Consider the following 14,448-nt stretch of genomic DNA (forward strand, 5'->3'; position numbering starts at 1 on the left):
CCGCCCCAGTGGGTGATTCATGATGCCACCGTGTTTGAAGGTGTTATTAGATGATTAGCGACTCGTTCCTTGCTCTCTGAGGGCTTCAAGACGCTGGAGTTCAGCTTGATCGGCGGTGATGACCCATATCTTGCGCTTCTGAGCGGCTCGCTTTTCGGCATTGACCTTCTGGCTTCGGATCCAGTTGTAGAGTGACGCTCGCGGCATCTGGAGTCTTTCGGCCAGTTGGTCGGTCGTCCACTCATCCTCGGCTAAATTGAGGAGGTCGGTCGGCTTGCTCGACTGTGCGCGCTTCAGCCCGAGGTTGTAGCGCAATGATGTGAGCGCTGCCCGCGTAAATGGGCGGGCTTCGGCGGTTCGATACCCCTGCTCGTTTAGCCGCTCACTTATCTGGGCATCGCTTTTGCCGGCTTCGAAAAGCCGGCTGATCCTATCGACAAGCTCGTCATAGTAGCTCAATTGCTTCCAGCTCTGCACCGGCCGTTGCACGATGGCCGCTGTGCGGTCACCTCCGGCCCAGTGGACCTCGACGCGGAGTCGCTCGGTTTCGCCTTCGACCTGCGCGTGAATTTCGTCGACGATCGCGCGCACGATTTCTTGGCGCTCTTTGGGGAGCGTCTCCTCGGCATGCCACAGGACCGGCAGATCTTGGGCCAGACGGCGTATTTCTTCGGCTTGTTCGCCAGGAAGCGGCGTCTGCCACTCGGCTTTTTGGCGGGCGTAGTCGCGTCGGATTCGTTCTTCTTCCTCCAGCGCCTCTTGCCAGCGATCTTCGAGGGTCTGGGCCACCAGACGGTTTCTCGGGTCGACCGCGTCATACTGCTCGAATGCTCGTTGGGCGCGATAGCGCGCCCGCTCGAGCTTTTGCTCCCACAGCTCTCTTAGCTTTTCTCTTTCCTTCTCGGCCTCCTCGATAACCCTCAAACTCATTTCGATGGCTGCTGGCTCCAGAGCCTGCAACACAAGCGTTTCGATCAGCTCGTCGAGCGACATCCCACTGAAGGAGCGACAGCCATCTTTGGCCTTCGTCTTGTAGTTTTCGCATTCGTAGCGCCACGTTTGTGGGTCTTTATAGTGCAGGCTCATCCGCCAGCCGCACCCGCCACAAAGGACCAGTCCTCCCAGCAGCGCTTGGCCATTTTGCGCATATCCCTTCACGGCCGGTTTGTTGTCCTCGAGTTGTTCCACGTTTCTCTCGTAGGTCTTCCAGTCGATGTAGGCGGGGTGATTGGCTTTGAGCAACACGAGCCACTGCCCCTGGTCGACTCGGACCCGGCCTGGCTCGCCTCGACTCCCGAACCCGGCGTTCGAGGGCCGCTGGCGCCGCCCGTAGACATAGGCCCCCGCATAAATCGGGTGCCGCAAAAGGTTGCTCACCGCCGAGTTCGTCGCCTTGTGCCACTCAAGCGGGCCCAGGTGGGCCAGATGCCCGAAGCTGTCGCGACGATGCGGAAGCTTGATGTCGTGCGCCTCGAGATATCGACACACACCACCGATGGTGCGCCGCCTCTCGAACACCTCGAAGATCAGTTCGATGACCCGGCGCACCTGGGCGTCGGGGTCTTTGATGATCTCCTCGTCGACACTCCATACGTAACCACGCGGCACATCAAAGACGAGCTCGCCCCGCTTGGCCTTGGCCAGCTTGCCGTCCTCGAGTCGCTGCTTCATGATGTGAAGCTCTGTCTCCGACATCGTCGCTTTGACTCCCAATAGCATGCGGTCATTGGGGTCGCAGGGCTCGTAGACCACGTCATTTTCGGCAATAAGCGTATCGTACTGGGCACACAGTTCCAGGAGACGATACCAGTCCAGGCAGCACCGGGCGTAGCGAGACAACTCCAGGGCCAGAATCAGCCCGACATGCCCACAACGCACCTCCTGCATGAGTTTCTGGAGACCTTGCCTTCCCTTGATGCTTGCTCCGCTTGTGCCCAGATCGTCGTCGATGGTCAAAATCTGATCATCGCTCCATCCCCACCGACGAGCGCGTTTGGCGAGCGCATACTGTCGACGCGTCGACTCTTGATGCTCCTCGAGCTGCTGGAGAGTTGATTGCCGTACATAGACCACCACCAGCTGGTTGACATGTCGCTCGGTGATCTTGGGTGGGCGCAGAATCGCGGACTCCGTCATTTCGACCTCCGTGTCGATTTGTCGAAGTCATCTGCCGCCTGGCTATCGCCCGAAGCTGGTCGACCAGTACAGCCTTGCGTCTGTCCGTCAGCCTTTTCCAGATACTCCTCGGCGCCTTCGGCTGCTTGTGCATGATGCCTCCGTGCCAGTTGAACGAGTTTCTGAAGTGCTTGCCGTCCAAGTTTGGCAGGAGATGGCCGCTTTGATAACAGCCGATCGTAAGTGGTCTTACCAAGTACCCGTCCCACCGGGCTTGTCCCGGTGGACGGAAAGCCTGAAAGCTAGATGCTAGATTTCGTATCATCTGAGCCAAGAAAGAGTGACGGCGTCCCTGCGGGCTAAGCTGCGGACGCCGTCGATGCCTTTTCCCTCACGAATGAGGTCGATATGGCACAGATGAGAATAAGCAGAAACGCCGCTACACCCAAGGGCTTTTTACGTCGTATTTCGGATGCCCGCTTTGAGAGGGTCGACGATCCGCGAGCCCAGCAGTGGGTTGTCCACCCGCTGCACGCGCTTCTCAAGCTGGGAGCACTCGCCTTTTCGACGCACGCCCGCTCGGTGCGGGCCGTGGAGGTCAGAAGCGAGCAGCTTCGGCCCACAGTGCGCGCCCAAGTCGGGCTTAAAGAGCGGGTGTCGGACAACGCCTTTGGTCTGGTTTTGCCCCGCATCAAATGGCCCCAGCTTCGCCGATGCCTCCATCGGCAGGTCAAAGCCGAGTGGCGCCGAGGCCGTCTTGTACCGGTGCGCCTGCAAAAAAGCACCGCCGCGATCGACGGCAAGCATGTGGCCACCGTCCCCGAAAAGCGCCTGCGCGCGCTCGTCACCCAGCGCACAAGCCTCGATGGCGCCACGTTGGCCCCCGCCGAGCTTCGCCAGGTGCTGTCGACTCAGTTTCCCCACGTCCAGCTCCAGGAGAGCAGCCACGGCAAGCTGTGCGGCCTTATCCGCGTCCATCGCACTACATTGATCTCCTCGAGTGCGGCGGTCGCGCTGGATCAGTGGCCGATCGCCGGTCAGACAAATGAATGGGGCGCCATCGAGCTGACCGTCTCGGCGCTCATGTCGGCCTACGGACGCACCAAACTCATTGAGCGGGTCACGCTCGACGCCGGTAACGCCACCCCCGAGGTCGCCCAGATGCTACAGGGGCGCGACATTGATTATTTGATGTCGCTCAAAGTCGGCCAGGGCAGGCTCTGGGAGCATGCCGTCGACACTCTCGGTGATAGAGAAGGTCGTCAGGCTGACCATCGGGACGTGGTCGAAGAGCGTGGAAAGACGATCTGCTATAGCGTCTGGCGCGAAAAGCTCGACGGGGAGTACGGCTTCGAGGGTGCCAGGCAGGTGGTGCGCATCGAGCGGGTGGTCGCCGGCGACGAGGACGCCGAGGTAGGAAACCGCTACTTCGTCAGCTCCGAGTCCCCAGATGAGCTTGGGGCGAAAGAGGCGCTCGCACTCGCCCGAGCCCACTGGCGCTGCGAGAATGAAGGCCACTGGACCGCCGATGCCATCTTCGATGAAGACGCGCGTCGAACGCCGTGGACGATGCATCCCGATGGGGTGCTCGTGGCGGGGCTTTTGCGCTCCATTGCCATCAATATTCTGGCGGTGCTGCGTGCGCTGACTCGCAACAAATCCGCAGAGAAGTGGCACAAGCCAACCTGGAAGATGGTTGTCGAGCAGGCGCTTATGACGCTGTGCATTCCCATACTGGACACCACCGAGTTTGACGCCTTCGAGGCTTGAGCCCGCAGCCGACGCCGTCACTCTTTCGAAAGACAACCCGGGGCGAAAACGCCCCGAGACCAGACCTGGAAGGTCTGCCTCCAAAAAAGCGCCCGCATCGCTGGGGAAAGGGGGAGGTATGCCATTGCCGGGGCGTTGAGTCACCCCGGCGGTCTCGAACGGCCTCGTCACCCCTGGACGGGCGATCGCTGATCGAACCTGGGCCCACCCGCATCCCACGAGCACTCCTACTTGATGCGCGCGAAAGCGCCGTGGTATGCACGATCGCCAGATTCAACAGCTTTCTTCACGTTTAAGGCCTGTTTGAAAATAGATGCCCGAGCGAGGGCGAGCTGATTTTGAGGCCATTTTTGTTCGCACAACGTAGGCTTAGCAGCGCTAAGTCGAGGCTTTGCGGGCAAAAACGGACCAAAGCTCAGCCGTCATTCGCGACCAAATTTATTTTCGTACAGGCCCTAAGGGACCGGCTCCGAGGTTCTCGATGGCTTCAAGTTTAGGCGAAGAGGGCCGCAGTGGTCAGTTTGGAACGACCGCGCGGACTTCAATTCAAGTCACAGATCACAATGGAAGCGTCTTTCGCGCCGAGGTCTATCGGTGCGTCAACGTCACCACCGATCCCGAACTTCGCGAGGCGCTGACTTCCGGCGCGCTCTACGAGGTGGCGTCGCCCAGCGGCGAGGGGACTTTCGAGCTGGCCGTTCCCATCCAGTACCACGATGAAGAGCTCGAACTCTTTGCGCTGGTCGTTCCGGAGGTGTTACGCCATCGGGAATTTGCATTGCGCAGCGAGCTGCTCGACGAGTTGGCCGCGGCAGACGAGGAGCTTCCCGCTTATATGCGCGCCTTCGAGACGGTCTGCGGCGTCGGCGCACTCGAGGAGCTCGAGGCTCGTTATGCGGCCGGCGATCGACCTCGAGCCGCCGAGCCCGGCGGCGACCTGGCGGCCGACGGTGGGGCCCCGCAGCAGGTCGCGAGCGATGCCGTTAGCGATGAGGAGCGCCAGGAGCTCGAGCGCGCCAGGCAAGAAGTCGAGGAGACGCGCGCGTTGCTCGAGCAGGATCGCAATCAACTCGATCAAGATCGCCAGCAACTCGACGAAGTCGCCTCGCGCATCGACCGAGAGCGTGCGCGCATGGACGAAGTCGAGCGTGAACTCGCCGACGAGCGCGCCTCCATCGACGAGCTGCGCTCGGAGCTCGAGGCGATGAAGCTCAACCTCGAGCAAGAGCGGCTGCGCCTGGAGCAGGGCGGGCCGATCTCGAACGCCGAGGAGTCGACCCAGGTCGTCACCGACGATCAGTTCATCGAGGTCGTCGAGCACGACGAGCGGTCGGAACCCGTCGAGACGGCTGCGCCTCACGAGGCGACTGAGCTCATCGAGAGCCCTTACGTCGACGCCAACGAGGCGTCCGAGCCGGTGACTGAAGTACGCATCGAGCGTGTCGACGAGGCCCAATTCCCGGAGCGCTTCGATGAAGTCGACGCCGACCCATTCGGGCGTCACGTGGCCGTGATTGACGGGCGTGTCGTGGCAGGCGCCAAGGTTTCTGACGAGGTCATCGAAGGCATCGCCCAGGCTGCCGAGCGCTCCTTTTTCGTCCAGTTCGACGCCGAGGCGAACTACCCGGTCATCGGGCTACTCTTTGCGGGGCTCGACGACGAACAACAGGCGTGTGCCTCGGTCGGATGGACGCTCGACGTCGCCGATTCGGAGCACGAGCTTGTGCTCAACCGGCTTGGCGGCGCCGTTTCGCTGCAAGCCGCGCTCTACGATGACGCCGGCGAGCTTCGCGGGGTGTGGAATATCGCCGCTCCGCTCGCCGAGAATGTCGAGTGGATTCGTCAGCGCGCCGAGAAGCTGTTGACCGATCCCGACTTCGATGCCGGCTCTTACGAGGAGGTCGCCCAGGCTTGGCTCGAACAGGGCGACGAGCGCCTCGGAACGATGCGCCACAACTTCCACACCGACAGCTTCGCCGAGGCGACGACTCCTGCACAGCTGCTCTTGGCTTGCGGCATCGTCGGTTTTTGGTCGACCCCCGAGAAGCTCGAGTATCTGGTCGCCAACCGTTCCTTTCCAATCGACCAGTTCGAGGCGATCCAGCGACGAGTGGTGCGCCGGTCGCTGCAGCATGGACTCTACCTCAACCCCGAGCTTCGACACGTCGCCGTCTACATGGGATTGGCCGCCGACGAGACGGAGTTGTGCGACCGGCTGATCAACGAGTTCGCCGAGCTCAGCGTCGGGTTGCGCGAGAATGACCTCGACCCGGTCCAAGAGTTCGAGAACTGGGAGCAGCTCATCGAGCTGGCTGAAGAGGTGGGCGTGACACTCGACGCCGATGTGCTCGAACTCGCCGAGGCGAGCCTCAAGCGTGCGCAGGACTTCCAGGAGACCGATATCCCGGCCGAGGTGGCCCCTCCGGCACCTGTCGAGCCCGCGATCAGCGACGTCTCCTTCGACGAGATCGAGATCGACGAGTTGGTCGTCGCCCGCCGCTCCGAGACGACCGGCGTGACCTATTTTCTTCCCGACGACGCGGTGTTGGATACATTCGACGATCTCGCGTCGATGCCGCGCGAGGATCTCGAGCTTCTGCTCGAAGATGCCAAGGGCCGCCTCGAAGCGGCTCAAATGCTCATCGAGCGCTTCGGCGCCGAGGGCACTCAGACCGCGCTCGAAGCCGCCGAGCAGATGAACGCCCCTCAGGTGGCCGCGCTCGCTCGCTTTGTCGAGAGCAAGGCCGAAGGCCTCGAGGCCGAGCTGGTGCGCTGTGTGGAGTCGGGTGGACCGAGCGCCACCTACATCGCCGGGCGCGCCCTGGCGAGCATCCGTAGCACCTCGGCGCTGCCGACCCTGCTCGATGCCTATTGCGATGATCAGCGTCGGGGCGATAAAGAGGCGTTCGCTCGCGCGCTGGCCACCTATGGCAAAAAGCTCTTGCCTCAGCTCAAGCGAACGATCAAAAAGGAAGGGCACGACGATGCTCTTGTCGCGCTGATTCGCGAGCTGGAGCGCCAACACGAGGGTGTGTTGGCCGAGTTGGCCAAAGATCGCAGCAAGAAAGTGCGCGCGGCCGCCAACGAAGCGCGCAGCTAACGGACGTCTTTTCCCGAGCCTGACCGACGAAGCGGTTTCAAACGATGATTATCGGTATTTTCAGTGATGTGCACAGCAACCTCGAGGCGATGACCACGGTCCGTGAGGCCTACGAGGAGGACGAGCGCGACATCGACATGTACGTCTGCCTCGGTGACGTGGTGGGCTACGGCGCTTGTCCCAACGAGTGTTGCGATATCGTGCGCGAGATGGCCGAGATCACCATCCTCGGAAACCACGACGCGGCGGTCTGCGGTCGGATGAACTACGCGTTTTACTACGACGCGGCTCGCAATGCGCTCGACTGGCACGCCGAGCAGCTTCGCGAAGAGCACCACGAGTGGCTCAAGTCGCTGCCGTACTCCAAAACGTGGGAGGACGTCGAGTTCTGCCACGGCTCACCGGTCAACCGCGAGGACTTCGAATACGTCTTCAACATCCACCAGGCCAACGGACTCATCGACCACTGGGATGACCTGCAGCACATCACCTTTATCGGCCACTCCCACCTGACCAAAGCCTTCAGCCTGCACCCGGAAGAGGGCGCCGTCGAGATCAGCGGGCCGCTGCTCGAGTTCGAAGACGACAAAAAGTACATCGTCACCGTCGGAAGCGTCGGCCAGCCGCGCGACAACGACAACCGAGCGTGCTTCGGCTTCTACGACACCGAGGCGAAGACCTTCGAGTACCAGCGACGTGACTACGACGTGCGCAGCGCGGCCAAGAAGATCTTCCAGTCGGAACTCTCCAGCGACTTCGCCAAGCGACTTTTCTTCGGGATTTAGTCTAGGTTTCGGTGCGAGGCCATCTTGCGCTCGTCTACGAGAGCTAGAAGCACTCGCACCGATGGTTACTCGACGACCGCCAAGAAATGATCGAGCCGCAGGCAACTCAACACGTCGACACTATCGGTCGATGTGCCTCTGGCCCCCACAATCACTGACAGTTCGCCGAAGGGGGAGACGTACTCGGGCGCCTTGACCGGCTGATCGAGCACGTGCAGCAGTCTGCCGGTGGCGGCCTCGCGAAGTTGAATGTCGTCTCCGACCGCCAGGATAGCGTCTTCGATCTGGACCAGCGGCAGGTTGCCGTGCAGCAGCCACGTCTCGTCTTGCGGAGTGGCTCGCCAGATGCGTTCACCGGTGGTGATCTCGAAGCAGGACAACTCGGCGCGATCGGTCTTGACCAACCCGTGCATCTTGCCGGCGAGTTCGATGGGGAGCACCGGCGTCGGGTCATCCATGCCTGCGCTCGACAGGTCGAGTGTCCACTCGACGCGCGGCTCGGTGCGCTCGACGTCGATGGCCTGGAGCATCAGGTGACCGTGCCGCTCGACGGGCACGATCATGTACTCGTCGACGAACGACGCCTGTCCGGCGAGCACCCCGTCAATACGAAGCTGCCAGGAGGTGCGCCCGGTAAACGGGTAGAGCGCATGGACGGTGAGCTTTTGGTGCAACGAATCGTGTGACAGCGAGTAGAGCCGTCCTTGGTGGAATTGCGGTCCGGTGGCGGCCAAACCGCCCAGGCGCACCTTCCAGAGCACCTCGCCATCCAGCGGGTTGATGCTGTAGAGGAAGCCCTCTCCGGTCAGCGCGGTGATCAGCGGTCCTTGGAAGGTCACGCCGACATAGCGGCCGTGGCCCGACGAGAAGCTCCAGATGATCTCGCCGGTTTCGGGGTGCAGGCCGACGATTCGCCCATGGCGATCGCAGGCGACGATGCGCTGCTCACTCGGGTAGGCCGCCGCACCCACAATTCGCTTCCACGTGCTCACCGGCGTGGTCTCGTTCTCGAAGACCAACTCTCCCGACGCCAGGTCGAGAAGCCGCATGCCAGTGCCGTGCTCGGCGACCAGAATTCTGTCACCCGCCACTTTGTAAGACACCCGACTCATATCGACGTCTTCGGCGTGCTTCCAGCGCACCTGCCCACTCTGCGAGTCGATGAAGTACATCGCCTCGGAAGTGGGCACCAACAAGCCGCCCGCAGCGTTGATCAGCCCACCGAGTTCGATGCGTTCGGCGGCGAATTGCCAGCTGGGGCGGGGGAAGAGCGAGTGGACACTCGAGAACGCCCACGGAAAGCCGGGCTTCTCGGGCTCGGGGGGCGGCGCGGGGTTGAGATGGCCCAACGCTTCAATAAACGACTCGGGCTCGTCGTGATACGAGTTGCTCCCCGACAGGTCTTCGAACCAGCCGCGCAGTTCGCGAAGCTCGATGTCGAGATCGCTCCAGCGATGGTTGAGCTCCATGGCAGGATTGAGTGACAAGACGTCGGCCAAGAGCATCTCGGAGAGCGACAAGATGACGTCGAGCGCCTCGCGCGGGTGACTGGGCACGGTCAGCGGGCCTTCGCCGCGCACAGGCGTGCCAATGGTCAACTCCCAGTGGGGCCCCTGGGCGGCGACGTCGAAGCGCGCGTGATGCAAGCTCTCGTCGCAATAAAAGCTGCTCTCATCGGACGCTTCGAGCAGGTTGAGCAACTGGCGAGCGCGCTTGAGGAGCGCGTGGACGGTCAAGAACGGATAGCCGCGCGTCAGCTCGACGGTGCGGCCGCGGTACTCGGCGCTGATTTCGCCGGGGAAGAGCAGCGCGTGCAGGTCGAAGTCGTGCTCCCCGTAGTAATCGCGCAATGCGACGTGATCGGCGTCGAACGAGTAGCTCAGCGTCAGTCCGCTGGGACAGGACGTGCCCCCGTGGCGCTCGCCTTCGCGTTCGAAATCGGCACGATCTTCATTGGCGAAGCGTGCGCGCTTGTAGTTCTGAATTCGTCCCAGACGCGAGCTGAAGGCGCGCACGAACGAGTCTGAGGAGAACCCCTCGGAGATGCGGTACAGGTCGGTCAGCAGTGTCTCGGCGGCATCGGAGAGCGCCTCGACAAACTTGTCGACCGCGATGGGGATATCGTGGGCGATGACGCGCCGATGGCGGTTGATGCTGTATAGCGAGATGAGGAATTGGGAGCCGTCCGGCTCGAGCACCATCTCCCAGGGCTCGCAGTGGAATTCGACAATCGCCTTGCGGGAAAGTCCCTCGATCAGCCGGGCGACCGCGTCGAGCAGCTCGCTGAGCACCCCGAAGATGCTCTCTTCGGCGACGTTGCTGGTAATGTTGGTGCCGTCGACGACGATGTCGATGATATCGCGGATCTCGACCAAGTCGAGATCGGAGTCAAAGCGCCGGTACTGCCTGAGACTTTTGAGGAATCGGACATCTTGCTTCCAACTGTGTCCGACGATGATCTGGACCGACTGCATGCTCAATCACTCCTTCCTACCGCGGCTTTGCCTGCAGCGGTCAACTCGCGCCACAGAGTCGAGCCGACGTCGACGCGGTCGCGCAGACCCTCCTCGAGGTCGGCGTCGACGTAAATGCGTCGAAGCTCGCTGCCGCGTAGAAACCTGCTCAAGAAGCTCTCGCTAAAGCGCTGTTCATCGAGCAGGTACATCTTGTTGTAGATATCTTCGCAGACCACCAGGTTGATGAAGTTCTCGTCCGACTCGTCCTCATCGACCACCGTCGACTCGCCCAAGCCATCGTCAATCACCGGAAGCTCGAGGGTGCGGTCGTTCGGCCCGCGGCGTTCGATCATCGTCTGGTAGAATTGTTCGATGAGCTGCGAGCGCAGCGCTCGGTACGCGCGGCGCACATCCGCGGCCTCGCCCTCCAAGTCGAGGTTCAAGCCGTGGGTGCGAATCGAAAGTTTGTTGTCCGAGCGGCTCATGCCACGACTCCCAGATAGGTCATATCGCCTCCAACCAGGCGACTGTACGACGTCTTACCGCGCATCTCGCTAACTTGTCGGAAAAAACATTCATTCCGCCGGCTGTTCCGTGAGGCGAGACGCCAGATACCTGCAACGCCTCGATTATAGGGCTCGGCTCGAAGGCCAATCAAGCTCTAAGCTCTGCGCGCTTCGGCAGCTGCAGAACAGAGAAACCGGCATCCGGTCAGATTTATCAAAAAAGGTCGAGTGGCGGGAAAGTTGAGTGACTCCAGAGGGTTGCGGGTCGGTGACGCGGCCTGCGGAGCGCGTGATGGCAAAATTTTACGCAACGATTTCGAGAATCTGCCGAAAACCGTAATGAGGGGGTGGTCGTTAGGTGTGCCACCTCGTCGTCAAATTCTCGACTTCAGCCAAGGAGACGACAATGTCGAATATCAACGGAGTCAATTCGAGCGGATTCAACGCCACCCAACTGCAAAACGCGCAGACCGAGGGAGCTAACAATTCCGGTTCGAGCTTCGGTGACTTCATGGGGGATGTCGCCGACGGCGCGCTGGCCGGAGTGGCGGCGGTCGCGCCGTTTTTCCCGGGTGGTGAGCTTGTCAAGATGGCCGCCAACGGACTGCGGGGGCTGAGCGATCAGGCTCCAGCCGGCTTGGGCGGCGCCAAGGGGGAGAAGCTCGATCAGATGTGGGAGATGCAGGAGCAAAACCAGATGTTCAACCTGCAGTACATGCACCTGCAGCAGGAGTTGCAGTCGGACAACCGTCACTTCTCGACGATGTCCAACCTGCTCAAGGCTCGCCACGATACGGCGAAGGCGGCGATCAACAATATGCGGGTCTGATCCGGCGAGTGAGCGAGGGACCGAGTGATTGAGGGATCGAGAGTCTCGTGGTCTGGCACTGACGGTGGATCGAATTTCGGTGTCACACCACCAAACATTGCATTTGCAACGAAGGTGACTAAGAATGTCAACTATTGAGGATGTGACGAAGAACGAAGTCGAAGCATCGGCGTCGTCCGCCCGTGTGGAGCTCAAGCGCGCCTTTTTACACATGAGCTTTGCGCAATACGACGAGGCTATCGCCGCGTGCGATCGCGCGGCGGCCTGTGCGCCCGAGCACTCGTTGCCCGTGGCTCTCAAGGGCAGCTTCGAGATGGCGGCAGGCCGAGTGCGAGACGCACTGGGGACGCTGCGACGGGCGACCAAGCGGCATCCGGGGGATGCACTCTCACATATCTATTTCGCAGAGGCCTGCTTTCTGGCCGGCCGCGAGCGCCAAGCCGAGCGTGCGCTGTCGCGCGCCGAAAAGCTGGCCGAAGCCTGCGCCGATATCGGGCAGCAAGGTGTCGGGCAGCAAGACGTCGACCTGGTCGGACTGATCGAGAATCTACGCCAAACATGGCGCGACATCGGTTCGTCGCAGGTTCCGCCGCCGTTGGTCGCCGCGTTCGAAGAGCACAGCGACGAATGACGCACTTGTACCACCTGTTGGAGGCTGAGGAGGCCCTCGAATGAACATCGGTGACGGCAGTAACGCACGGGGTACCACAGACCTGTTTGCACGCATGCAGCAGGCGCATCAAAAGGAGCTGGCCGATCCGGTCGGTTCCGCCGACGATGCTGCAGCTGCCGACAACGTCGTCGAGTTGGCGGCGCTTCGGTCGATGGGAGGCGACGAGACGGTGGGCGCCGACCTCGAGGCTCGCCTGCTCGAGACTGCGGCGGCCGCGCTCGATGACGGCTTCGAGACCGTCTCCGAGTTACGAGAGGCCGTGATCGACGCCATCGTCGAGGAGCGTTATGCCAACCAGTTGCCGGCGGCGGATGCGGAACGAATCACCCGCACGATCAAAGTGACCTTGAGCACCGATCCGGTGTTCCGAAAAGAGATCGACAACATGATGATCCAAGCAGCTCGTCGCTTGGCTCAGAGCGCAGACCACTAGCGCAACAGACGCTCACCGGGGGAGAGCGTCCCTATCGCAGCGCTTGTGTTCACCAACGGGTCGGGCTATCTTGGAGGGCGTCGCGCCACGCTCGCACCCGTGCACACCCGAGACCGTGGCCGCACGCTGACTCAACGACAGATCCGACGTCATGGCAGTTAGTTCTCGACAAGCTCCGGCTCACTCCACCCCCACCGCGATGCATCACCCTGCCCAGGCGACCTTCTTGGTCATCTACTGCACGGAATGCCAGCGCGAGGTTCTCAGCGCTAGTGATCTCGACGAACACGATCAGATCGTCGACGTCTGTATGCACTGTGACCGTCATCTCGATCGAAATGACGACTCGGCCCGGTGGGTCGACGCCCACGCGTTGACCGAGCACGGCTATTTTGTCGATGGGCTCGACACCGCCGAGGATCGACACGGCGGCTCGGGTTGCCGTGGTGGCTCGTGTGGAGTGCAGCAGCCGGAATAAGTCTCTACTCTTTTTATTAGTGCGGTTTTCGATAATACGTCTAAGGAGGCGTTGATGTACTACGAGGTATTCATCCCCTCGCCGGATCCGAACGGATTCGACGTGACGATCACCGTGGAGGCGGACAACTGGATGTCCGCGCTCAAATCGGGCTTGCAGCGCACGGGCGAAGGCGCCGATGCGGTGCGAAACGTCATGTGTGATATCAAGGATGACAACACCATCCACGTCACCGACGCCTCCACCCAGCGCGTCTTCGTGCTCCAAGAGGTTTCTGCTGAAGAAGCGCAGGCCGAGCCAGCCCAGACTGAGCCGGCTCAGCCCGAGTCAACTCAGCCCGAGCCAACTCAGCCCGAGTCAACTCAGCCCGAGTCAACTCAGCCCGAGTCAACTCAGCCCGAGTCAACTCAGCAGGCTGAGCCCGTCCAAGAAGACGCCCAATCGATGGCTGCCACCCAGCGCATCGACCTGAACGAAGAGCAGCCGTTCGCCACCGAGCAACAGGCTCAGCCGGAGCCGGTCGCCGAACCCGAGCCCGAACCCGCACCGGAGCCGGCCTCCGAACCGGAGCCCGAGCCCGAACCGGAGCCCGAGCCGCAAGCACAAGAGGCCGCCCAGGCCGATCCGCACTCCTTCGCCGGCGCCGATCGCATGCGCGTGGGCTCGTCGACCCACGAGGCGCTTCGCGCCGACGAGCAAGAGCCCAAGGTTCTTCGTGAGACGCGCTCGAAGACCGACCAGAAGAAGGCCGTCGAGATCGGCCGGCGCAACGAGAAGGTCTCCGAGTCGCTCATCGAGGACATCTTCCTCGAGATCCAGGAGATCCACGAAGGCGACAAGCCGATGGAGAACGTCGTCAACTTCGTCATGGACATGGCCATGGAGAAGGTCGGCGCCGAAAGCGGCAGCGTGCTGTTCGCCGACGTCAACGGTCGTGAGCTGTATTTCGCCACCGCCCGCGGCCCCAAGGCGAACGAAATCATGGATTACCGCGTGCCCATGGGCAAAGGCATCGTCGGCTTCTGCACCCGCGAAGGCGTCAGCCTCGCCATTAGCGACGCGCCCAACGATCCGCGGTTTTACAAGGCCATCTCCGAGTCACTCGGCTACGAGACCGAGGGCCTCGTATGTGCCCCCATCCAGTACGAGGGCCGCGTGTACGGCGCGCTCGAGCTGATGAACAAGAAGTCGGGCACCGGCTTTACGGCCGACGAGATGAATGCCCTGTCGTATATGGGCCGTCAGCTCGCCCAGTACGTCCACGACACGATCATGCGGCGTGAGAAGATCGAGTAGTGGAGTG

General features: G+C 61.8%; 12 protein-coding genes. 8 read left to right on the forward strand and 4 right to left on the reverse strand.

Annotation, left to right across the window (positions count from 1 at the left end; genetic code table 11):
• Window positions 1-54: 54 nt before the first annotated feature.
• Window positions 55-2,136: a recombinase family protein gene (locus tag FIV42_RS22355; RefSeq protein WP_141199842.1), complete on the reverse strand. Its 2,082-nt coding sequence runs from the start codon at window positions 2,134-2,136 to the stop codon at window positions 55-57.
• A gap of 387 nt (window positions 2,137-2,523) precedes the next feature.
• On the opposite strand from FIV42_RS22355, the gene FIV42_RS22360 reads away from it, so the two are divergent.
• The 3 genes from FIV42_RS22360 (at window position 2,524) to FIV42_RS22370 (ending at window position 7,770) form a co-directional block, all read left to right on the forward strand.
• Window positions 2,524-3,885, forward strand: a complete 1,362-nt coding sequence (locus FIV42_RS22360) for an ISAs1 family transposase (RefSeq protein WP_141199619.1) — start codon at window positions 2,524-2,526, stop codon at window positions 3,883-3,885.
• Window positions 3,886-4,366: 481 nt separating this feature from the next.
• Window positions 4,367-6,985, forward strand: a complete 2,619-nt coding sequence (locus FIV42_RS22365) for a CpXC domain-containing protein (RefSeq protein WP_141199843.1) — start codon at window positions 4,367-4,369, stop codon at window positions 6,983-6,985.
• A gap of 44 nt (window positions 6,986-7,029) precedes the next feature.
• Window positions 7,030-7,770, forward strand: coding sequence for a metallophosphoesterase family protein (locus FIV42_RS22370; protein ID WP_141199844.1), 741 nt, complete (start codon window positions 7,030-7,032; stop codon window positions 7,768-7,770).
• Window positions 7,771-7,835: 65 nt separating this feature from the next.
• On the opposite strand, the gene FIV42_RS22375 is transcribed toward FIV42_RS22370, so the two are convergent.
• Together FIV42_RS22375 and FIV42_RS22380 are read right to left on the reverse strand one after the other, a co-directional pair.
• The gene (locus FIV42_RS22375) at window positions 7,836-10,244 is read right to left on the reverse strand and encodes an outer membrane protein assembly factor BamB family protein (protein ID WP_141199845.1); all 2,409 of its coding nucleotides are present in this window, start codon (window positions 10,242-10,244) and stop codon (window positions 7,836-7,838) included.
• A gap of 2 nt (window positions 10,245-10,246) precedes the next feature.
• Window positions 10,247-10,711: a hypothetical protein gene (locus FIV42_RS22380; RefSeq protein WP_141199846.1), complete on the reverse strand. Its 465-nt coding sequence runs from the start codon at window positions 10,709-10,711 to the stop codon at window positions 10,247-10,249.
• 427 nt (window positions 10,712-11,138) lie between these two features.
• Between FIV42_RS22380 and FIV42_RS22385 the strand changes: the two genes are divergently transcribed.
• The 4 genes from FIV42_RS22385 (at window position 11,139) to FIV42_RS22400 (ending at window position 13,145) form a co-directional block, all read left to right on the forward strand.
• Window positions 11,139-11,561, forward strand: a complete 423-nt coding sequence (locus FIV42_RS22385; protein WP_141199847.1) for a hypothetical protein — start codon at window positions 11,139-11,141, stop codon at window positions 11,559-11,561.
• 124 nt (window positions 11,562-11,685) lie between these two features.
• Complete coding sequence (locus tag FIV42_RS22390) at window positions 11,686-12,192, forward strand: tetratricopeptide repeat protein (RefSeq protein ID WP_141199848.1); 507 nt, start codon at window positions 11,686-11,688, stop codon at window positions 12,190-12,192.
• 40 nt (window positions 12,193-12,232) lie between these two features.
• Window positions 12,233-12,667 (forward strand): hypothetical protein, encoded by a 435-nt coding sequence (locus tag FIV42_RS22395; RefSeq protein WP_141199849.1) that lies wholly within the window; start codon window positions 12,233-12,235, stop codon window positions 12,665-12,667.
• A gap of 151 nt (window positions 12,668-12,818) precedes the next feature.
• Window positions 12,819-13,145: a hypothetical protein gene (locus tag FIV42_RS22400; protein WP_141199850.1), complete on the forward strand. Its 327-nt coding sequence runs from the start codon at window positions 12,819-12,821 to the stop codon at window positions 13,143-13,145.
• A 229-nt stretch (window positions 13,146-13,374) separates the two neighbouring features.
• Here the strand turns inward: FIV42_RS22400 and FIV42_RS31475 are convergent, their stop codons facing one another.
• Entirely contained in the window at window positions 13,375-13,749 is a 375-nt protein-coding gene (locus FIV42_RS31475; protein ID WP_390619674.1) for a pentapeptide repeat-containing protein, read from the reverse strand.
• 239 nt (window positions 13,750-13,988) lie between these two features.
• Here FIV42_RS31475 and FIV42_RS31480 point away from each other — a divergent pair, with 239 nt between their 5' ends.
• Complete coding sequence (locus tag FIV42_RS31480; RefSeq protein WP_390619676.1) at window positions 13,989-14,441, forward strand: GAF domain-containing protein; 453 nt, start codon at window positions 13,989-13,991, stop codon at window positions 14,439-14,441.
• The last annotated feature ends 7 nt before the right edge of the window (window positions 14,442-14,448 follow it).

It is taken from the genome of Persicimonas caeni (genome assembly GCF_006517175.1).
GTDB lineage: Bacteria > Myxococcota_A > Bradymonadia > Bradymonadales > Bradymonadaceae > Persicimonas > Persicimonas caeni.